Genomic DNA, 19,500 nt, shown 5'->3' on the forward strand with positions numbered 1-19,500 from the left:
ATTCGCCGTGCCGCAGAACCTAACCGCATGTGCCGCTGTCGGAACGGCGGGCGGTGCCTCGTGTGTGGATGGGGTATCCTGACGCCCTCTTGTCAACGGCGGTTCGACCGCCTCGGCCATCCAAACAGGACGACACCTGATGATTGTCACTGCACGCCGCACCCTTGGCCTGATTCTGGGGGTGCTTTGCCTGCCGCTGGCGGCGTTCGCTGCTGCGCCGCAGCCCACTCATGAATTTACGCTCGACAATGGCCTCAAGGTCATCGTCCGCGAGGATCACCGCGCGCCGGTGGTGGTTTCGCAGATCTGGTACAAGGTCGGCTCCAGCTACGAGACGCCCGGTTCCACCGGTCTGTCGCACGCGCTGGAACACATGATGTTCAAGGGCAGCGGCAAGTTCGGCCCCGGCGAAGCCTCGCGCATCCTGCGCGAGCTGGGCGCCGAGGAAAATGCCTTCACCAGCGACGACTACACCGCCTATTACCAGGTGCTGGCCAGCGACCGCCTGGGCGTGGCGCTGGAGCTGGAAGCAGACCGCCTGGCCAGCCTGAAGCTGCCGGCCGACGAGTTCGCCAAGGAAATCGAAGTCATCAAGGAAGAGCGCCGCCTGCGCACCGACGACCGCCCGTCTTCGCTGGCCTACGAGCGCTTCAAGGCCATGGCGTATCCGGCCAGCGGCTACAGCATCCCCACCATCGGCTGGATGGCCGACCTCGACCGCATGCATATCGACGACCTGCGTGCCTGGCACCAGAAGTGGTACGCACCGAACAACGCCACTCTGGTAGTGGTCGGTGACGTCAGCGTGGATGAGGTCAAGAGCCAGGTGCAGCGTTACTTCGGCGACATCCCGCGCGCTGACGTGCCCACTGCCAAACTGCCACTGGAGCTGGCCGCGCCGGGCGAACGTCGCACCACGCTATACCTCAAGACGCAGTTGCCGAGCCTGATCATGGGCTTCAACGTGCCGGGCCTGGCCACCGCCGAAACACCGCGCCAGGTCTATGCCCTGCGCCTGGCCGCCGCGCTGCTCGACGGCGGTTACAGCGCACGCCTGTCCACCCGCCTGGAGCGTGGCGAAGAGCTCGTGTCCGGCGCCAGCGCCTGGTACAACGCCTTCACCCGTGGCGACAGCCTGTTCATTCTCTCTGCCACGCCCAACGTGCAGAAGGGCAAGACCTTGGAGCAGGCCGAAGCCGGCTTTTGGCGCGAGCTGGAAGAGCTGAAGAAAGCCCCGCCGTCCGCCGCCGAACTGGCCCGCGTACGCGCCCAGGTGATCGCCGGCCTGGTGTTCGAGCGCGACTCGATCACCAGCCAGGCCACCAGCATCGGCCAACTGGAAACCGTCGGCCTGTCCTGGCAACTGATCGACCAGGAACTGGCCGAGCTGGAAGCCGTGACCCCGGCGGACATCCAGCAGGCTGCCCGTACTTTCTTCGTTCGCGACCGTCTGAGCGTCGCCCACGTACTGCCTGAAGAATCCCGTAATGAGGAGTCCCACCCATGAAGCCTGAGCACCGCCGCCTGGGCCTGCTCGGCCTGATCCTGTCCAGCGCCCTGATGCTGAGCGCCTGCGCCAACCTCTTTGACAAGGCCCCCACGGGCGATGCCGCCAAGCTGCAATCCCTGGCGGCACTGGACGGCAAGGCGCCAACGCGCCGCACGCTGGATATCCAGACCTGGAGCACCGCGCAAGGCGCCAAGGTGCTGTTCGTCGAAGCCCGCGAACTGCCAATGTTCGACCTGCGCCTGACCTTCGCCGCCGGCAGCAGCCAGGACGGCAACCTGCCTGGCCTGGCCACCCTGACCAATGCCATGCTCAACGAAGGTGTGCCGGGTAAGGACGTTGGCGCCATCGCCGCCGGCTTCGAGGGGCTCGGTGCCGAGTTCGGCAACGGCGCCTACCGCGACATGGCCGTGGCCAGCCTGCGCAGCCTGAGTGCGCAGGAGCAGCGTGAGCCAGCCCTGGCGCTGTTCGCCGAGGTGCTGGGCAAGCCCACCTTCCCCGCCGACTCGCTGGCGCGGATCAAGAACCAGCTGCTCGCCGGCTTCGAGTTCCAGAAACAGAACCCGGGCAAGCTGGCTAGCCTCGAGTTGTTCGAGCGCCTGTACGGCCAGCATCCCTACGCTCACCCGAGCGACGGCACGGCGCAGTCGATCCCGGCCATCACCCGCCAGCAGTTGCAGGCTTTCCATGCCCGTGCCTATGCCGCCGGTAATGCGGTGATCGCGCTGGTTGGTGATCTGTCGCGCAGCGAGGCCGAGGCCATCGCCAATCAGGTATCCGCTGCCCTGCCGCAAGGCCCGGCGCTGGCCAAGATCGCCCAGCCGCAAACACCCAAGCCTGGCGCAAGCCATATCGAGTACCCGTCCAACCAGACCCACCTGATGCTCGCCCAGCTCGGCATCGACAGGCGCGACCCGGACTACGCCGCGCTGTACCTGGGCAACCAGATTTTCGGCGGCGGCGGTTTCGGCACCCGTCTGATGAGCGAAGTGCGCGAGAAGCGCGGCCTGACCTACGGCGTCTACTCCGGTTTCAGCGCCATGCAGGCGCGTGGCCCCTTCATGATCAACCTGCAAACCCGCGCCGAGTTGAGCGAAGGCACCCTGGCGCTGGTCAAGCAACTGCTCACCGACTACCTGCGTGACGGCCCCACCCAGCAAGAGCTGGACAACGCCAAGCGCGAGCTGGCCGGCAGCTTCCCGCTGTCCACCGCAAGCAATGCCGCTATCGTCGGTCAACTGGCGTCGATGGGCTTCTACGACCTGCCGCTGAACTACCTGGACGATTTCATGCGTGACGTGCAAAACCTGAGTACCGAGCAGGTGAAGGCGGCGATGGCCAAACACCTCGACCCCGAGGCACTGGTGGTGGTCACCGCCGGCCCGACGGTGCCGCAGAAAGAATTGCCGCCACCCACCGAGCGCCCGGCCGAACTACCCAGCGCGGTGCCGCACTGATGCGTGGTCGTACACCGCAAAAACCGGCCGCCAAGGCTCACGGCGGCCAGGGCCAGTTGCGCATCATCGGCGGGCAGTGGCGCTCGCGGCGCTTCGCCTTCCCCGACGGGCCGGGCCTGCGCCCGACCCCGGACCGGGTGCGCGAGACGCTGTTCAACTGGCTGGCGCCCTATGTCGAGGGCGCCCATGTGCTCGACCCCTTCGCCGGCAGCGGCGCGCTGCTGCTCGAAGCGCTGTCACGCGGCGCTGCCAGCGGCCTGGCCTGCGACCTCAACCCGGCCTCGGTAAGCGCCTTGCGCGGGCATCTGACGACGCTGCAGTGCAGCACCGGTGAAATCCAGCTGGGCGATGCCCTGCAACTGCTGGCCCGGCCGGCGCCGCGGCGCTTCGATATCGTCCTGCTCGACCCGCCGTTCCACAAGAATCTGTTGCAGGACGCCTGCAACCTGCTGGAAGCGCAGGGCTGGCTGAGCGACGACGCCTGGGTCTATACCGAAAGCGAAACCGCGCCCTCGACGCTGGGCCTGCCCGGCAACTGGCGTCTGCACCGCGAGAAGCACACCGGCCAGGTGCATTACGCGCTGTGGCAAAGAAGTTCGTCGCAGGAGCCAACGTAGCCCGGATGCAATCCGGGAGCGTTGCCCCTGGATTTCATCCAGGCTACGTTTTGGATAGACCATACCCATGACACCATTCCAACCCGCCTGGTGGCTCCCCGGCCCGCACCTGCAGACGCTGTGGAACCCCTTCTGCCGCAAGCCGCCGCAACTGGAACGGCAGCGCGAGCGGCTGTGGCTGGACGATGGCGATTTTCTCGACCTCGACTGGCACGGCCCGCATGACGCCCATGCGCCGCTGGTGCTGGTGCTGCATGGCCTGACCGGCAGTTCCAACTCGCTCTACGTGCTGGGGCTGCAACAGGCGCTGGCCGCGCGCGGCTGGGCCAGCGTGGCGCTGAACTGGCGCGGCTGCTCCGGTGAACCCAACCTGCTGCCGCGCGGCTACCACTCCGGTGCCAGCGAGGATCTGGCATCAGCCGTGGCCCACCTGCGCGCACAACGGCCAATGGCGCCGCTGTACGCCGTCGGTTATTCCCTCGGCGGCAACGTACTGCTCAAGTATCTGGGGGAGAGTGGCGAACAAAGCCAGCTGCAGGGCGCCGTGGCGGTGTCGGTGCCATTTCGTCTGGATCAGTGCGCCGACCGCATCGGCCTGGGCTTCTCGCGGGTGTACCAGGCGCATTTCATGCGTGAGATGGTCGCCTATGTCAGCAACAAGCAGCGCCTGTTCGCCGAGAGCGGCCAGGGCGAACGCCTGTCGGTGCTGCAGCGCTTAGGGCCGCTGGACGGCATGCGCACCTTCTGGGACTTCGACGGACGCATCACCGCGCCGCTGCACGGCTTCGCCGATGCCCACGATTACTACCGGCGCGCCTCCAGCCGCTTCTACCTGGGCGAAATTCGCACACGCACGCTGATCATCCAGGCCGAGGACGATCCCTTCATCTTCCGTCACAGCCTGCCCGAGGCCAGCGAGCTGGCCCCCGGCACCGAATTTGAACTGCACGCCAAAGGCGGGCATGTCGGCTTCGTCGAAGGCAGCCCGCGCCGCCCCAGTTACTACCTGGAGCGGCGCATCCCTCACTGGCTCGGCTCACTCGCCTGAGTCAATTGGCAGCAAGCTGCTCCGGCATTGCCGAGGAGTGGTGCTTGAGGATTTTCCACTCGCCATCGACCTTCTGGTACACGAAGGTGTAGCGCGCCTGCACCTGGCGCACCGTGTCGCCCTGGGTCAGGGCGAAGGTGTAGACCCCCGAGTCCACCACCGCATCCGGGCCGAACTGGCGAATTTCACGCATGTTGATCGTGCCCACCGGCTTGGCCTGTAAGAAATGGTCAAAATAGTCCTGGATCGCCTCGTGGCCTACGCGCACCCGATTCGATACCGTGGGCTGCAGCACGCCGTTGTCGGCATAGAGCGCAGCCACCTTGGCCGAATCGCCCGTCTGCAGGGCGGCGTTCCAGCGCTCGAACAGGCTGGCGATCTGTTGCTCCTGCGCATCGCTCGGGGCGGCTGCGGTTTCCGTATAGACATAAGGCGCCTCAGCCGCCTGAACCAGCGGCACGGACAGGGCGAACACCAGGGCGCAGCCGCTGAACAAGGGTTTCAACATGGTCGAATCTCCGGCTATTGAAGGACGCCGTCAGCATGCAACCGGCACGGCGCCTGCACATCGGCCGGATGGAGCCAGCGGCCTATGCCAGGTGGCAGATGCCAGACGTGCCTGGAGCCATTAGCCTGCGCCGTCCGATGGCGCGCACTTCGTGGAGGCGTAGATGCAGCACACCCCACCCGACAGCGTGCTGGCCCTGCGCGCCGATTACCGCCAGGCGGAAAGCCGCGCCGCGCGCCTGCGCCTGCTGGTGGAGAGCGGCCGCGCCCTCAGCGCCTTGCCGGCCACCGAAAGCGGTGCACTGGCTCTGCAGCGGGCCTGCAGCTTCTGCGCCATGGATGGCGGCGTGCTGCTGCTCAGGCCAGCCGATGGCAGCCCGAGTCTGAGTGCCGGCTTCGGCCCGGCCGCCTTGCAACAGCAGCTCGCCACGCTGCCCTGGCCGGGCGTCGCCCAGGTGCTGGAAGCGCCGCTGGCGCAGGTTGCCCTGGCGCTCTGCCTGCCCTTGCATGCGGCCTCGGACGAAGTCTTCGGCGCCCTGCTACTGGGCAACGCCAGCACCATGCGCGGCCCCGACGCAGAAGACCTCGAAGCCCTGCAACTGCTCGCCACCCTGCTCGCCGGACATCTGCACAACAGCCAGTTGCTGGAGGCGCTGAGCCTGCGCGAGCGCAGCATGTCGGAGCTGGTGCATCGGCAGATGAGCGCCCAGGATGACGAGCGCGCGCGGGTGGCCTATGACCTGCACGACGGCCTGGCGCAGACCCTGGCCGGCCTGCATCAGCACTTGCAGGGCTTCGCCCAGCATCGCCAACTGAATGAGGATTTACGCGCTGCCCTGGCGCCCATCCTGCAACTGGCGCAACGCAGCATGGGCGAGACGCGCCAGGCCATTAGCGGGCTGCGCCCCACCCTGCTGGATGACTTCGGCCTGGCGCCGGCACTGGACCGTGAACTCGACCGCCTGCGCAGCCAGGGCCGCCAGGTGCAGTGGCTGCGCCGCGATCCCCAGCGCCTGCGCCCGGCGGTGGAAATCGCCCTGTTTCGCGTCGGCCAGGAGGCCATCAACAACATCTGCAAGCACACCGCTGACGGCGCGGTCAGCCTGGATTTGCACCTCGATGGCGACACCGCGCACCTGCACATAGAGGATCGCGGCCCTGGTTTTGTCAGCCCACCCAAACCCCAGGCGGATACAGGCGGCATGGGCCTGGTGGCCATGCGCGAACGCTGCCTGCTGCTTGGCGGTCAGTTCGCCTGCCACAGCCAACCTGGCCAGGGCACCCGTGTATTGGCCAGCATTCCACACGCCCTGGCGGATGAGGACAGCCCATGAACGAACCCATTCGCCTGCTGCTGGCCGACGACCACGAGGTGACCCGCGCCGGCTTCGCCGCGATGCTCGCCGACTGCCCGGAATTCAGCATCGTCGGCCAGGCGGTGGACGGCCGCCAGGCGCTGGAGCTCTGCCAGCGCCTGAATCCGGACATCGCCATCCTCGATATCCGCATGCCGCAGCTCAACGGCCTGGCTACCGCGCGCCTGCTGCGCGAACAGCAGCCGTCGATCAAGGTGCTGCTGTTCACCATGTACGACAGCCCCGACCACCTGGAAGCGGCGGTCAACGCCGGCGCCGTCGGCTATCTGCTCAAGGATGCCAGCCGCCAGGAGGTCATCGACGGCCTGCGCCAGGTGGCGGCCGGCCAGTGCGCGCTCAACGGCATGGTCAGTGCGCAATTGCTACGCCGCGTGGTCCAGCGCAATCAGGGCGGCGCGCCGGGCAGTGCGCTGACGCCCCGCGAGCATCAGGTGCTCCGACTGATCGCCGCCGGGTTCACCAATCGCGAGATCGGCGAAGAGCTGGGCATCGCCACCGGCACGACCAAGGCCCACGTCGAACGGGTGATCGGCAAGCTGGGGGTCGCCGACCGCACCCAGGCCGCCGTGCAGGGCATTGCCCTGGGCCTGGTGGCGCCGCTGGAGCACAAGGCATGAAGGGCCTGATCACGCGCTGGACCGACCGCCCGCTGCGCAGCAAGAGCCTGGTGATCATCGCCCTGCCGCTGGCGGTGCTGCTGATCTCCCTGGTGCTGGTGTACGTCACCGAACGCCAGACCTCGCGGGTCGAGGACGACGTGCGCCGGGCACTGCGCGTGCAGGGCGACGTGCAGGCGGTACACAGCCTGCTGGCCGAGGCGGCGGCCAGCGTGCGCGGCTACCTGCTGGTCCAGCGCAGCGACTTCCTGCCGTCCTACCGCAGTGCGCTGGAGCGCATCGACAGCACGCTGCGGCGCCTCGATACGGACATCCGCGACCCGCAGATGCGCGGCAGCCTGGAACGCCTGCGCCCGCTGATCGTGATCAAGCTGGAGGGCCTGGAACAGCTCAAGGCGCTGGCCAGCAGTGATGACCGCGCGGCGATGACGCGCATTCTGGTGGACAACAAGCACGTGCTCGATGCGCTACGCCAGGAGATCCAGCAGATGCTCGAGCGTGAGCAGACCCTGCTCGACGAGCGCAACGCCGAAGCCAGCGCGGTGCGCTCGCGCATGCTCCTGGCCACCAGTCTGGCTGCCATGTTCGGTGTGCTCGGTGCACTGTTCGCCGTGGCGCTGTTGTCCACCGGCATCGTCCATCGGGTGCAGCAGGTCGAGCGCAACGCGCGGCGTCTGGCCCTGGGTCAGCCGCTGATTCCCCAAGGCCCGGCGGCCGACGAGATCGGCCAGCTCGCCGCCAGCCTGGAAGAGGCCGGGCAGCTGCTGGCCGAACGCGAGCGCGCCCTGCGCGACAACGAGGAACGCCTGCGCCTGATCATCGACGGGGTCAAGGAATACGGCATCTTCGGCCTCGACCCCAGCGGCCACGTCACCTCCTGGAACACCGGCGCCGAGCGCATCAAGGGCTACAGCGAGGCGGACATCCTCGGTTGCCACTTCTCCCTGTTCTACCCGCCGCAGGCCCGCGACACCGCCCCCTACCTGGCCCTGCAGGCGGCCACCCGCGAAGGGCGCTACGAGGAAGAGGCCTGGCGCCAGCGCCGCGATGGCTCGCTGTTCTGGGCCAACGTGGTGATCACCGCGCAGCGTGACGCTAGCGGCACCTTGCGCGGCTTCTCCAAGATCACCCGCGACATCACCGACCGGCGCAATGCCGAGGCCGCCCTGCGCACGGCGCGCGAAGAGGCGGAGAACGCCAGTCGGGCGAAAAGCGAATTTCTCTCGCGCATGAGCCATGAGCTGCGTACCCCGCTCAATTCCATCCTTGGCTTCGCCCAGCTGCTGGAAATGGACCGCGGCACACCGGCGCAGCAGGCCCAGGTGCGGCATATCCTGCGCGCCGGGCGGCACCTGCTGGGGCTGATCAACGAGGTGCTGGACATTGCCCGCATCGAATCCGGGCGGCTGGCACTGAGCCCCGAGCCGCTGGCGTTGCGCCCGCTGCTGCAGGAGGTCAGCCTGCTGCTGTCGCCCCAGGCCGACAGCGCCGATATCCGCCTGCGCCTGCCGGAGGAGCTGCCCGCCGAGCTCTGCGTGCAGGCCGACCGCCAGCGCCTGGTGCAGGTGCTGCTCAACCTGCTGTCCAACGCGATCAAGTACAACCACCCTGGCGGCCATGTCGAAGTGCGGGTGCAGGCCGACAGCGACACCGTCACGCTGAGCGTGATCGACAACGGCCCGGGCATCGCCGCCGAGGATCTGGAGCGCCTGTTCATTCCCTTCGAGCGCCTCGGCGCCGCGGCCAGCGAGGTGGAGGGCACCGGCCTGGGCCTGGCCCTGAGCAAGAGCCTGCTGGAGCAGATGGATGGCAGCCTCGGCGTGCACAGCACGCCCGGCGAGGGCAGCACCTTCAGCCTGACGCTGCCACGGGCGCAGGTGCATGACGGCCTGCTGCCGGCGCCGGCCGCGGCGCCACCACCCGCGGCCAGCGACATCGCTCCGCCGGAGCGACCGCTGCGCGTGCTGTGCATCGAAGACAACCTGTCCAGCCTGGCGCTGATCGAGACCCTGCTGTCGCGCTGGCCACAGGTGCAGGTGATCTCGGCCATGCAGGGCCAGCTCGGTCTCGATCTGGCCTGGCAGCACCGCCCCGAGGTGATTCTGCTGGATCTCGACCTGCCCGACCTCTCGGGCCAGGAAGTGCTCAAGCGCCTGCGTCTGAACCCCAGCAGCAGCGATACACCCGTGCTGCTGATCACCGCCGACGTCAGCGCCGGCACCCGGCGCGACCTGCAGCAGGCCGGCGCCACCGCGGTGCTGAGCAAACCCCTGCACGTGCCGACCTTTCTCGCCGCCCTGCGCCAGCATCTGGATGCCGCCACACCCACCCCGCCTCTCGGAGCCTGACCATGAACCAACCAGCGCCCGCCGACGATTTTCGTATCCTGGTGATCGACGATCAGCCCGCCAACCTCGAACTGGTGGAACAACTGCTGGCCCGCGAGGGCCTGCACAACGTGCTCAGCTGCACCGACCCGGCCCAGGCGCTGGCCCTGTTCAGCAGCTTCGAGCCGGACCTGCTGATTCTCGATCTGCACATGCCCGGCCTGGACGGCTTCGCCGTGCTCGAACAGCTGCAGCGGCGCATTCCCGCCGATGATTACCTGCCGATTCTGGTACTCACCGCCGATGCCACCCGCGAGGCCCGGCTGCGCGCCCTGGCGCTGGGCGCGCGCGACTTCATCAGCAAGCCGCTGGATACCATCGAGACCCTGCTGCGGGTGTGGAACCTGCTGGAAACCCGCGCGCTGTATCGCCAGTTACGGCGCCTGCAACCCGACCAGCAGCCCTTGCGGGCCAGACCCATGGCGCTGGGCAACAGTAGCTGATCGTCTCAGAGCACCTGCTCCAGCGGCACGTGCAGGCGATCGTACAGCGCCTCGACCGCCGCGCGCGCCGAAGGCGCGATATAGCCGCCCTCCAGCGCCAGCACCTGGTAGATGCCGCGGCGCAGCATGTCCTGGCTGAGGTTGTCCGGGCTGGCACCAGCCGTGCAGAGAAAGCGCACCCAGGAGGTCATGATGATCCAGGCGTTGAGCGTCAGCGCCTCGATCTGCGCCGGGGTCATCAGCAGGATGCCGGCCTCGACGAACCCCTGGTAGATAGACTGCGCCCCCACCAGGCAGCGCCGGGCGAAGGCGCGGTAACGCGCGGCCAGCTCGGCGTCGGATTCCAGCAGGTGCTCCAGGTCGCGGTGCAGGAAGCGGTAATGCCACATCGCCGCCAGCAGCGCCTCCAGATAGAAGGTCTTGTCCTCCACCGTCAGCGCGCGGCCTTCTGGGCGGCGCAGGAAGCTGTCGACCTGCGCTTCGTACTGGGCGAACAGCTCGGCGATGATCACCTGCTTGTTGCGGAAGTGGTAATACAGATTGCCCGGCGAAATGCCCAGGTGCGCGGCGATGTGGTTGGTGGTGACGTTGCGCTCGCCCTGGCCGTTGAACAGGGCCAGGCTCTCGGCAACGATGCGGTCGCGGGTCTTGGGTGGCGCCATGACGCAGCTCGATCTCGACTTCAAAAGTGGCAAAGGTACAGGCGAAACAGCCGAAGTGTTACCCCTCGACGCATCCCAGAGGTTGCTGCTGGCCTTTGGTTAGGGTGCGACTCAGACAGCGACGCGGCATCCTATTTGACACATTAGAGTAATTGCTCTAGAAATCCAGCACAGTCCCAAGCAGCCCGCTGGAACGTCTAGGAGAAACCCATGGTCGCCGACATCGCCTATCTGCAGCAGAGCCAACAGCAGATCAACCAGTTGGAGGCCACCTTCGCCCTGCAGCGCGCGGCTTTCGCCGCTAATCCGATGCCCTCGGCCGAACAGCGCCTGCAGTGGCTCAAATCCCTCAGCGAACTGCTGACCGAGCAGCAGGATGCCCTGATCTCGGCCATTTCCCAGGACTTCAGCAACCGCTCGGCAGACGAAACCCTGCTCGCCGAACTGATGCCCAGTCTGCATGGCATCCACTACGCATCCAAACGCCTCAAGAAGTGGATGAAACCCTCGCGGCGCAGCGTCGGCCTGCAATTCATGCCGGCGTCTGCCAAGGTCATTTACCAGCCGCTGGGCGTGGTCGGCATCATCGTGCCGTGGAATTACCCGCTGTTTCTCGCCATCGGCCCGCTGACCGGCGCGCTGGCCGCCGGCAACCGGGTGATGATCAAGATGAGCGAGTCCACCCCGGCCACCTCGCAACTGGTCAAAGATCTGCTGGCGCGCATCTTCCCCGAGGATCTGGTCAGCGTCGCCCTCGGCGAGGCGGAAGTCGGCATGGCCTTCTCCAAACTGCCGTTCGACCACCTGCTGTTCACCGGCGCCACCAGAATCGGCAAGCATGTGATGCGCGCCGCCGCCGAAAATCTCACGCCGGTGACCCTGGAGCTGGGCGGCAAGTCGCCGGCCATCGTCTCCGCCGATGTGCCACTGGCGGACGCTGCCGAGCGCATCGCCTTCGGCAAGACCCTCAACGCCGGGCAGACCTGCGTGGCGCCGGATTACGTGCTGGTGCCGCGTGAGCGTGTCGACGGTTTCGTCGCTGCCTACCGTGCAGCGGTGCAACGCTTCTACCCGCAGCTCAAGGACAACCCGGATTACACCGCGATCATCAACGAGCGCCAGTTGCTGCGCCTCAACGGCTACCTGCAGGACGCCCAGGCCAAGGGCGCGCGGATCATCCCGCTGTATCCCGAAGCACAGGGCCGACGCCTGCCGCAGAGCCTGCTGCTGGAGGTCAACGACGACATGAAGGTCATGCAGGACGAGATCTTCGGCCCGCTGCTGCCGGTGGTGCCCTACGACCGCATCGAAGACGCCTTCGCCTACGTCAACGCCCGCCCGCGCCCGCTGGCGCTGTACTACTTCGGCTACGACAAGCGCGAGCAGCAACGCGTGCTGCACGAGACTCACTCCGGCGGCGTGTGCCTCAACGACACCCTGCTGCACGTGGCCCAGGACGACATGCCGTTCGGCGGCGTCGGCCCGTCCGGCATGGGCCATTACCATGGCCACGAAGGCTTTCTGACCTTCAGCAAGGCCAAGGGCGTGTTCATCAAGCAGCGTTTCAACGCCGCGCGGCTGATCTACCCGCCCTATGGCAAGGCGCTGCAGAAGCTGGTCTATAAGCTGTTCGTACGCTGATCAATGCGGGCTGCGCCCGTTTTACGCCTGGTGACAACAACAATGAACGACACCACCCTCGACGCGCCGCACCTGTCGCGGCGCAGCCTGCTCAAGGTCGGCCTGCTGGGCACGGCACTGCTCGGCACCGCCGGGCTGACCGCTACCTTAAGCGGTTGCTCGGCCAGCACGCCGGCCAGCGGCTACCTGATCCTGCGCAGCAGCGACCTGCCCTTTCTGCGCGCGCTGATCCCGGTGATGCTCGATGGCGCCGTCAGCGCCGAGCAGATGCCGCAGGCCATCGACGGCACCCTCCAGAGCCTCGATAACAGCCTGGCGCACCTGTCGCCAGCGATGCTGAAACTGACCGTACAACTGTTCGACGTGCTGGCCCTGCCCATCAGCCGCGGCCCGCTGACCGGGGTCTGGGGCAGCTGGGACAACGCCAGCGCCGATGATGTGCGGCAGTTCCTCAAGCGCTGGCAGAACAGCAGCCTGAGCCTACTGCGCATGGGCCATGCCTCGTTGCTGCAACTGGTGATGATGGCCTGGTACAGCCGCCAGGAGGCCTGGGCGCATTGCGGCTATCCCGGGCCGCCCACCGTATAGCGGCTGATCCGTAGGGTGGGCCGGGCGGCGATCCGCTTCAGCCCACCAACAGCGGCCAGCCTTGGTGGGCTGAAGCCCACCCTACCAACTGGAATTTAGCCAACAGCGATTATCAGAATGAGGCCTCTGAAACCGTAGCGAGCGGTTCGAGTGCAAGGAAGGCTCGCAGCACGTGGCGAGGCTGTACTGAAGTACGCCGAGCCACGGGCGAGAACCTGACGCCGCAATCGGATCGCGCAGTAGGTTTCAGTGACGCCGAGGAATAACAATGCCTGTACCCGATTTGTTCAAGCAAGGCCTGGCCAGGGGTTGGAAGACCCACGACGGTTCACGCCTGGAAAACGACCTGACCCTGGAGGCCGACGTCGCCATCGTCGGCAGCGGCGCTGGTGGCGGCACCACGGCGGAAATCCTCAGCGCTGCCGGCTACAAGGTGCTGCTGATCGAGGAAGGCCCGCTGAAGACCAGCGACGACTTCAGGATGCAGGAGGCCGAGGCCTACCCGAGCCTCTATCAGGAAGGCATCGGCCGCTTGAGCAAGGACGGCGCCATCACCATCATGCAGGGCCGCGCAGTCGGCGGCACCACACTGATCAACTGGACCAGCAGCTTTCGCACCCCGCCGCAAACCCTCGCTCACTGGGCCGACGTACATGGCGTGAAAGGCCATGATGTCGAGTCCATGGCGCCCTGGTTCGAGAAGATGGAACAGCGCCTGGGCGTCGCCCCCTGGCTGGTGCCGCCGAATGCCAACAACGAGGTGATCCGCAGCGGCTGCGACAAGCTTGGCTATCACTGGGCGCCGATCCCGCGCAACGTGCGCGGCTGCTGGAATCTGGGCTATTGCGGCATGGGTTGCCCGACCAACGCCAAGCAATCGATGCTGGTCACCACCATCCCCGCCACCCTCGACGCAGGCGGTGAGCTGCTCTACCTGGCGCGCGCCGACAAGCTGCTGATCGAAGGTGACCAGGTGGTCGGCATCGACTGCCAGGGCATGGACGAACGCTGCGTAGCGCCCAATGGCCGGCGCATCCGGGTCAAGGCGCGGTATTACGTGCTGGCCGGTGGCGGTATCAACACCCCGGGCATCCTCCTGCGCTCGGCGACGCCCGACCCGCACCAGCGCGTCGGCCGGCGTACCTACCTGCACCTGGTCAACTTCTCTGCTGCGCAGTTCGAGCAGGTGATCAACCCCTTCTATGGTGCACCGCAGTCGCTCTACTCCGACCATTTCCAGTGGGACGACGGCACCACCGGGCGGCTGTCCTACAAGCTGGAAGTGCCACCGCTGCAACCGGCACTGACCGCCACCATGCTCGGCGAGTTTGGCCGCGAAAACGCCCTGCGCATGGAGCAACTGCCACACACCAACGTGATGCTCGCCCTGCTGCGTGACGGCTTCCACCCGGACTGCGCCGAAGGCCGTGTGGAGCTGCGCAGCGACGGCAGCCCGGTGCTCGACTACCAGATGACCGATTACACCTGGGAGGGCGTGCGCCGCGCCTTCCTGAGCATGGCCGAAATCCAGTTCGCTGCCGGCGCCAAGGCGGTGATGCCGCTGCACGCCGATGCCGGTTACGTTAAGAGCTGGCAGCAAGCCAGGACACTGATCGAGCAGCTCGATCTGGTGCTCTATCGCACGCGTCTGGGCAGCGCCCATGTCATGGGCGGCTGCGCCATGGGCGAAGACCCGCAGCAGGCGGTGGTCGACAGCCTGGGTCGGCATCATCAGTTGGCCAACCTGTCGGTGCATGACGGCTCGCTGTTCCCCACCAGCATCGGCGCCAACCCGCAGCTGTCGATCTACGGGCTGACCTCGAAGCTCGCCACGTTACTGGCAGAGCGCCTGAAGAGTCCGGGCTAGACGCCGGCGTTACAACATTGAAAAACCCGGCGGCGGCCGTGGCTTGGCCGCTGGCATGCGCTGCGCTACCATCCGACTCCTTTTCGACCTGCCAGGACGTCCCGATGAATCGAGTGTTATACCCCGGCACCTTCGACCCCATCACCAAGGGCCACGGTGATCTGGTCGAACGCGCTGCGCGCCTGTTCGATCACGTCATCATCGCCGTCGCCGCCAGCCCCAAGAAGAACCCGCTGTTCCCGCTGGAGCAACGTGTCGAACTGGCCCGTGAGGTGACCAAGCACCTGCCCAACGTCGAAGTGGTGGGTTTCTCCTCGCTGCTGGCGCACTTCGTCAAGGAACAGAACGCCAATGTGTTCCTGCGCGGCCTGCGCGCGGTGTCGGACTTCGAGTACGAATTTCAGTTGGCCAACATGAACCGCCAACTGGCGCCGGACGTCGAAAGCCTGTTCCTCACGCCGTCGGAGAAGTATTCCTTCATCTCCTCGACCCTGGTACGCGAGATCGCGGCCCTGGGTGGCGATATTTCCAAGTTCGTTCACCCCGCCGTGGCCGACGCCCTGAACGCGCGGTTTCGTAAAAGCTAAGCAATATCGGCTTTTAGTAGGAGCCCCCGCCCCGGGGCAAAGCGTGTCTGGCGGGCCCAGATTCGCGGCGGGGCGCCGCGCCTACAGGTAGCGGCGCCTGACTGATCAGGCCAATGGCACAAGGCACGCCAATACGGCACAATTCGCGCCATCGTTGTCCGCCAATGTCGAAGCCCGCGCTGCGACAGGAGTTGTTCCATGTCCCTGATCATCACCGACGACTGCATCAACTGCGACGTCTGCGAACCCGAGTGCCCCAACGGCGCCATCTCCCAGGGTGAGGAGATCTACGTGATCGACCCCAACCTGTGCACCGAATGCGTCGGTCACTACGATGAACCGCAATGCCAGCAGGTGTGCCCGGTGGACTGCATCCCGCTCGACGAGAACAACGTCGAGAGCAAGGATGAACTGATGCAGAAATATCGCATCATCACCGGCAAGGCCTGATAGTGCCGGGAGGCCAGCGGCCTCCTGCTTCTCCGCGCCCGTTGTGCCCTATCGCCCGAGCGAGGCTGTTAAGCTGCAGGCTTCTTTCAGCCGCCTCTGGTAGATCGCATGTTGCGCACACTCCTGCTATCGACCCTGCTGCTCGGCGCCAGCCTGCTGGCCCAGGCCGCGCCACAGCAACCCGCCATTGCCACCGCCCACCCCGCCGCCACAGCCGCCGCCCAGCAGATGCTCGACGCCGGTGGCAATGCCTTCGATGCCGCCGTAGCCGCCAGCGCAGCACTGGCCGTGGTCGAGCCTTATGGTTCGGGTATTGGCGGCGGCGGTTTCTTCCTCCTGCGCAGTGGCGGCGAGACGCCGACCTACGACTTCCTCGATGCCCGCGAACGCGCGCCGCTGGAGGCCAAGGCAGATCTCTACGTGCGTGACGGCAAGGTACAGCGCGAGCTGTCGCTCAATGGTGCCCTGGCGGCGGCCATTCCCGGCTTGCCGGCCGCGCTGGTCGAACTGGCCGAGAAACACGGCCGTCTGCCGCTGAAAACCAGCCTGGAGCCGGCCATTCGCCTGGCCAATGAAGGCTTCGCGGTCGATCGCATCTACCGCGAACGCGCCACCTGGCGTCTGGCCGCGCTGCGCGATGACCCCGAAAGCGCCAGACTGTTTCTCGATCAGGGCGAGGTGCCGGCAGAAGGTTTCCTGCTGCGCCAGCCGGAGCTGGCGACTACCTTGCAGGCGCTGGCCGAGCACGGCCGCGCCGGGTTCTATGGCGGCGAGCTGGGCAAGCGCCTGATCGCCGGCGTGCGCAAGGCAGGCGGCATCTGGAACAATGACGATCTGGCGGAATATCGTGTGCAACAGCGCACGCCGCTGCGTTTCCCCCTCGAAGACGGCCGCGAGCTGATCAGCGCACCGCCGCCCTCGGCGGGCGGCATCGCCCTGGCGCAGAGCCTGGCGATACTCGGCCAACTGCCCTGGCGCGAGGCTGACCCGGTACAACGCGTGCATTATGTGGTCGAGGCGCTGCGCCGCGCCTACCGTGACCGTGGCCTGCTGGGCGACCCGGACTTCGTCAAGAACCCGGTCGAGCAATTGCTCTCGCCCGGACACCTGGCCGTACTGGCCGGCAGCATCGACCCCGAGCGCGCCACGCCCAGCGCCAGCCTGCCGCCAGCCGGCGCCTGGCATGAAGGCGACCACACCACGCATTTTGCCGTGCTCGATGCCGAGGGCAACGCGGTAGCCGCCACCTTATCGATCAACCTGCCGTTCGGCGCCGCCTTCACCGTGCCCGGCACCGGCGTGCTGCTCAACGATGAGATGGACGATTTTGCCGCCGATGTGCAAGGCGCCAACGCCTACGGCCTGACCGGCAGCCAGGCCAACAGCATCGCCGGCGGCAAACGCCCGCTGTCATCGATGAGCCCGAGCTTCATCGAAAGCAATGACGAGTTCGCCGCTTTCGGCACACCGGGCGGCAGCCGTATTCCGAGCATGGTGCTGCTGTCGATGCTCGAATATCTGGACGATCAGCCCATCGCGCGCTGGCCGGCGGTGGCGCGCTACCACCACCAGTTCCTGCCCGACGTGATCGAGCATGAGCCGGATACCTTCAGCGCTGAGCAGGTCGCCGCGCTACAAAAGCGCGGCCATGCACTCAAACCTCTGGAGCGGCAGTACGGCAACCAGCAGGTGCTGTTCTGGAACAAGGCCAGCGGCGAGGTGCAGGCCGCCAGCGACCCACGCGGGATTGGCACAGCGACGCCCTGAGGCGCAGCGCTCACGTGTGAGTGTGGCCCGGATGAAATCCGGAAGGCTCGTGGCCCGAAAGCCCCGAATTTCATCCGGGCTACCAGGCCTCAGGGGAGCCGTATCAGGCTCTCCTGCTCTTCACCGAACTTGCGTAGTTCACGGAACAGCGCCTGCTCGCTGCCCAGCATCAGCACGTTGCGCAGGCTCTGGAAAATACGGCTGGCATAGCCCAGATCATTCATCAGGGAACTGGTCTGCAGGCCATCCAGGCGCCCTTCGCGCACCTGGGCGAACAGCCGCTGGCGGAACGTCGCATCGAAATTGGCCGCCTGCTCGTCGAGCCAGCGCAGGCGTGACTGCCAGGCCTCCTCGGGCAGCTCGGTACGCGCCAGCTCGCGCACCTCATGCAGGGTGGCGAGCAAATGGCGACGCAGCTCCACATAGGCATCGCGCACCACCGAGGGGGACGCGTCGAGGTAATGGCCCAGGTTCTTCTGCAGGTGCTTGGCGTCCTTGACCGCATCCACCAGTTGCAACGCCGCCAGCTGGCAGCTGACCCAGAACTGCTGGTGCGCCTCATCCATGGGCAACTCCATGCGCCCCATGAAACTCAGCAGATCGCCATACACGCCCTTGATATGGACGCGATACAGGTGATCGGCCTCGAACCCACTGTGGGCGGGCCTGGCCTGCAGCACATGCTCATCGCCACGCACACGCGCCAGTTGATCCACCGGCAGGTAGAGCGCATGGCAGATCACTTCCAGGCTCAGACGCCCCAGGTGCCCCAGCTCCTGCACCACCGCGCCGGAGGCCGCATCCACCGAGTCCAGCGCCCGCTCATTGAGGTAACGGGCACGGGTAAGCTCGGGTTCGGCCATCTGCTCCGACACCAACTCGGTGATCAGCACCGACGGTTCGACACGCTCCGGCAGCCAGCGAATCAACCACTGCGCCAGACGCGCCTGTAACGGCCAGAACAGCGCCACGCCCATGGCATTGAACAGGGTATGGAACATCGCCAGTTGAATCAGGCTATTGCCGCCCAGCCCCAGCGGTTCGGCCAGCGCCTGCACCAGCCAGGTCAGCGGGCCGAGCAGGATGAACGCGATCACCCCTGTGGTGATGTTGAACAACGCATGCGCCAGGGCCAGCCGCTGACCACTGCGGTTGCCGCCGAGCGAACCGACGAAGGCCGTGGTCACGCTGCTGCCGACGTTGGAGCCAATGGCGATGGCCAGGCTCTGCCCCAGCTCCAGTTGGCCGCTGGCCAAGACCGCCAGGGTCAGCATCAGCGTGGCGTGACTGGACTGCAGCACCACGGTGACGGCCATGCCAATGGCCGTAAACAGCAGCGCCCCACGCAACCCGCTCTCGTGATAGGCGGTCATGTCCAGGCCATCGCCGAAACTGGCAAAGCCCTCCTTGATCTGATCGATACCGAGAAAGATGAAAGCGATGCCCAGCACGATGCGCCCGGCCGCCTTGCTCTTGGCCCCGAAGAAACCCGCCAGTACACCGAACACCAGCAGTGGCAATGCCAACGGGCTCAGGCTGAGATTTTGCCCGGCCATCGCCAGCAGCCAGATGCCGCTGGTGGCACCCAGGTTGGCGCCGAACAGGATGGCGATGCCGCCGGCCAGCTGGATCAACCCGGTGCTGATGAACGCGATGGTCAGCAGCGACACCAGGGTGCTGGACTGCAGCAACAAGGTGCCGCCAACGCCGAACAACAGGCTCTTGAAGGGCGTAGAGGTGCTATGTCCGAGTATCTGTTCCAGCTTGCTGCCGGCCAGCTGGCGCAAGCCCTCTTCCAGGCACTGCATGCCGAACAGGAAGATCGCGAGCCCGGCGCAAAGCTGCAGCCAGCCCTGGCTGAACCAGAACGAGGCAATCAACCCCGCCACCACCAGCAGCAACATCACCACACGCAGGTACTTCATGATCACCGTGCTTTCCTTTTGCGACCTGCACATGCACGCGGCCCCACGCCTCGA

General features: G+C 66.4%; 17 protein-coding genes. 14 read left to right on the forward strand and 3 right to left on the reverse strand.

Translation table 11 applies throughout. The features are described 5' to 3' along the window. The first annotated feature begins 139 nt into the window (after positions 1-139). The 4 genes from J7655_RS19815 to J7655_RS19830 all read left to right on the forward strand — a co-directional run bounded on the left by J7655_RS19815 (position 140) and on the right by J7655_RS19830 (position 4,629). A complete protein-coding gene (locus tag J7655_RS19815; protein ID WP_230925873.1) occupies positions 140-1,507 on the forward strand; it encodes a M16 family metallopeptidase in 1,368 nt (455 codons plus the stop codon). Continuing rightward, a complete protein-coding gene (locus tag J7655_RS19820) occupies positions 1,504-2,964 on the forward strand; it encodes a M16 family metallopeptidase (protein WP_230925874.1) in 1,461 nt (486 codons plus the stop codon). Before J7655_RS19815 ends, J7655_RS19820 begins: the two co-directional genes overlap by 4 nt. Continuing rightward, positions 2,964-3,581: a 16S rRNA (guanine(966)-N(2))-methyltransferase RsmD gene (gene rsmD / locus J7655_RS19825; protein ID WP_230925875.1), complete on the forward strand. Its 618-nt coding sequence runs from the start codon at positions 2,964-2,966 to the stop codon at positions 3,579-3,581. The genes J7655_RS19820 and rsmD overlap by 1 nt, the downstream gene beginning before the upstream one ends. Positions 3,582-3,648: 67 nt before the next feature. After that, positions 3,649-4,629 (forward strand): hydrolase, encoded by a 981-nt coding sequence (locus J7655_RS19830; RefSeq protein ID WP_230925876.1) that lies wholly within the window; start codon positions 3,649-3,651, stop codon positions 4,627-4,629. A 1-nt stretch (position 4,630) separates the two neighbouring features. On the opposite strand, the gene J7655_RS19835 is transcribed toward J7655_RS19830, so the two are convergent. Then, positions 4,631-5,137 (reverse strand): SgcJ/EcaC family oxidoreductase, encoded by a 507-nt coding sequence (locus tag J7655_RS19835; RefSeq protein WP_230925877.1) that lies wholly within the window; start codon positions 5,135-5,137, stop codon positions 4,631-4,633. A gap of 163 nt (positions 5,138-5,300) precedes the next feature. Here J7655_RS19835 and J7655_RS19840 point away from each other — a divergent pair, with 163 nt between their 5' ends. Genes J7655_RS19840 through J7655_RS19855 form a run of 4 tightly spaced genes read left to right on the forward strand, consistent with a single transcriptional unit; the run spans position 5,301 to position 9,959 of the window. Next, entirely contained in the window at positions 5,301-6,470 is a 1,170-nt protein-coding gene (locus tag J7655_RS19840) for a sensor histidine kinase (RefSeq protein WP_230925878.1), read from the forward strand. Next, positions 6,467-7,129, forward strand: a complete 663-nt coding sequence (locus tag J7655_RS19845; protein WP_230925879.1) for a response regulator — start codon at positions 6,467-6,469, stop codon at positions 7,127-7,129. Before J7655_RS19840 ends, J7655_RS19845 begins: the two co-directional genes overlap by 4 nt. After that, positions 7,126-9,477 (forward strand): ATP-binding protein, encoded by a 2,352-nt coding sequence (locus tag J7655_RS19850; RefSeq protein ID WP_230925880.1) that lies wholly within the window; start codon positions 7,126-7,128, stop codon positions 9,475-9,477. The genes J7655_RS19845 and J7655_RS19850 overlap by 4 nt, the downstream gene beginning before the upstream one ends. Before the next feature lie 2 nt (positions 9,478-9,479). Further along, positions 9,480-9,959: a response regulator gene (locus tag J7655_RS19855; protein ID WP_230925881.1), complete on the forward strand. Its 480-nt coding sequence runs from the start codon at positions 9,480-9,482 to the stop codon at positions 9,957-9,959. 5 nt (positions 9,960-9,964) lie between these two features. Here the strand turns inward: J7655_RS19855 and J7655_RS19860 are convergent, their stop codons facing one another. Further along, on the reverse strand, positions 9,965-10,621 hold the full coding sequence (locus J7655_RS19860) for a TetR/AcrR family transcriptional regulator (protein ID WP_230925882.1): 657 nt from the start codon (positions 10,619-10,621) through the stop codon (positions 9,965-9,967). 210 nt (positions 10,622-10,831) lie between these two features. On the opposite strand from J7655_RS19860, the gene J7655_RS19865 reads away from it, so the two are divergent. From J7655_RS19865 to ggt, 6 genes are all read left to right on the forward strand, one after another. Further along, entirely contained in the window at positions 10,832-12,262 is a 1,431-nt protein-coding gene (locus J7655_RS19865) for a coniferyl aldehyde dehydrogenase (protein ID WP_230925883.1), read from the forward strand. A 42-nt stretch (positions 12,263-12,304) separates the two neighbouring features. After that, entirely contained in the window at positions 12,305-12,850 is a 546-nt protein-coding gene (locus tag J7655_RS19870) for a twin-arginine translocation pathway signal protein (RefSeq protein ID WP_230925884.1), read from the forward strand. A gap of 268 nt (positions 12,851-13,118) precedes the next feature. Continuing rightward, positions 13,119-14,717 carry a GMC family oxidoreductase gene (locus J7655_RS19875; RefSeq protein ID WP_230925885.1) on the forward strand — a complete coding sequence of 533 codons (1,599 nt, stop codon included), beginning with the start codon at positions 13,119-13,121 and terminating at the stop codon, positions 14,715-14,717. 104 nt (positions 14,718-14,821) lie between these two features. After that, positions 14,822-15,304 carry a pantetheine-phosphate adenylyltransferase gene (gene coaD, locus J7655_RS19880; RefSeq protein ID WP_147811578.1) on the forward strand — a complete coding sequence of 161 codons (483 nt, stop codon included), beginning with the start codon at positions 14,822-14,824 and terminating at the stop codon, positions 15,302-15,304. 198 nt (positions 15,305-15,502) lie between these two features. Beyond that, entirely contained in the window at positions 15,503-15,754 is a 252-nt protein-coding gene (locus J7655_RS19885; RefSeq protein ID WP_004373873.1) for a YfhL family 4Fe-4S dicluster ferredoxin, read from the forward strand. Positions 15,755-15,862: 108 nt separating this feature from the next. Next, on the forward strand, positions 15,863-17,521 hold the full coding sequence (ggt, locus tag J7655_RS19890) for a gamma-glutamyltransferase (protein WP_230925886.1): 1,659 nt from the start codon (positions 15,863-15,865) through the stop codon (positions 17,519-17,521). A gap of 89 nt (positions 17,522-17,610) precedes the next feature. Here the strand turns inward: ggt and J7655_RS19895 are convergent, their stop codons facing one another. Continuing rightward, complete coding sequence (locus J7655_RS19895; protein ID WP_230927765.1) at positions 17,611-19,446, reverse strand: Na/Pi cotransporter family protein; 1,836 nt, start codon at positions 19,444-19,446, stop codon at positions 17,611-17,613. Positions 19,447-19,500: the final 54 nt, after the last annotated feature.

Origin of the sequence: Pseudomonas wenzhouensis, assembly GCF_021029445.1 — a bacterium.
In the GTDB taxonomy this organism is placed as follows: domain Bacteria; phylum Pseudomonadota; class Gammaproteobacteria; order Pseudomonadales; family Pseudomonadaceae; genus Aquipseudomonas; species Aquipseudomonas wenzhouensis.

What these genes read in the sequence shown, in the direction of transcription:
- J7655_RS19815 (WP_230925873.1), top strand. Translation starts at nt 140, where the DNA reads ATGATTGTCACTGCACGCCGCACCCTTGGCCTGATTCTGGGGGTGCTT.
- J7655_RS19820 (WP_230925874.1), top strand. Translation starts at nt 1,504, where the DNA reads ATGAAGCCTGAGCACCGCCGCCTGGGCCTGCTCGGCCTGATCCTGTCC.
- rsmD (WP_230925875.1), top strand. Translation starts at nt 2,964, where the DNA reads ATGCGTGGTCGTACACCGCAAAAACCGGCCGCCAAGGCTCACGGCGGC.
- J7655_RS19830 (WP_230925876.1), top strand. Translation starts at nt 3,649, where the DNA reads ATGACACCATTCCAACCCGCCTGGTGGCTCCCCGGCCCGCACCTGCAG.
- J7655_RS19835 (WP_230925877.1), bottom strand. Translation starts at nt 5,137, where the DNA reads ATGTTGAAACCCTTGTTCAGCGGCTGCGCCCTGGTGTTCGCCCTGTCC.
- J7655_RS19840 (WP_230925878.1), top strand. Translation starts at nt 5,301, where the DNA reads ATGCAGCACACCCCACCCGACAGCGTGCTGGCCCTGCGCGCCGATTAC.
- J7655_RS19845 (WP_230925879.1), top strand. Translation starts at nt 6,467, where the DNA reads ATGAACGAACCCATTCGCCTGCTGCTGGCCGACGACCACGAGGTGACC.
- J7655_RS19850 (WP_230925880.1), top strand. Translation starts at nt 7,126, where the DNA reads ATGAAGGGCCTGATCACGCGCTGGACCGACCGCCCGCTGCGCAGCAAG.
- J7655_RS19855 (WP_230925881.1), top strand. Translation starts at nt 9,480, where the DNA reads ATGAACCAACCAGCGCCCGCCGACGATTTTCGTATCCTGGTGATCGAC.
- J7655_RS19860 (WP_230925882.1), bottom strand. Translation starts at nt 10,621, where the DNA reads ATGGCGCCACCCAAGACCCGCGACCGCATCGTTGCCGAGAGCCTGGCC.
- J7655_RS19865 (WP_230925883.1), top strand. Translation starts at nt 10,832, where the DNA reads ATGGTCGCCGACATCGCCTATCTGCAGCAGAGCCAACAGCAGATCAAC.
- J7655_RS19870 (WP_230925884.1), top strand. Translation starts at nt 12,305, where the DNA reads ATGAACGACACCACCCTCGACGCGCCGCACCTGTCGCGGCGCAGCCTG.
- J7655_RS19875 (WP_230925885.1), top strand. Translation starts at nt 13,119, where the DNA reads ATGCCTGTACCCGATTTGTTCAAGCAAGGCCTGGCCAGGGGTTGGAAG.
- coaD (WP_147811578.1), top strand. Translation starts at nt 14,822, where the DNA reads ATGAATCGAGTGTTATACCCCGGCACCTTCGACCCCATCACCAAGGGC.
- J7655_RS19885 (WP_004373873.1), top strand. Translation starts at nt 15,503, where the DNA reads ATGTCCCTGATCATCACCGACGACTGCATCAACTGCGACGTCTGCGAA.
- ggt (WP_230925886.1), top strand. Translation starts at nt 15,863, where the DNA reads ATGTTGCGCACACTCCTGCTATCGACCCTGCTGCTCGGCGCCAGCCTG.
- J7655_RS19895 (WP_230927765.1), bottom strand. Translation starts at nt 19,446, where the DNA reads ATGAAGTACCTGCGTGTGGTGATGTTGCTGCTGGTGGTGGCGGGGTTG.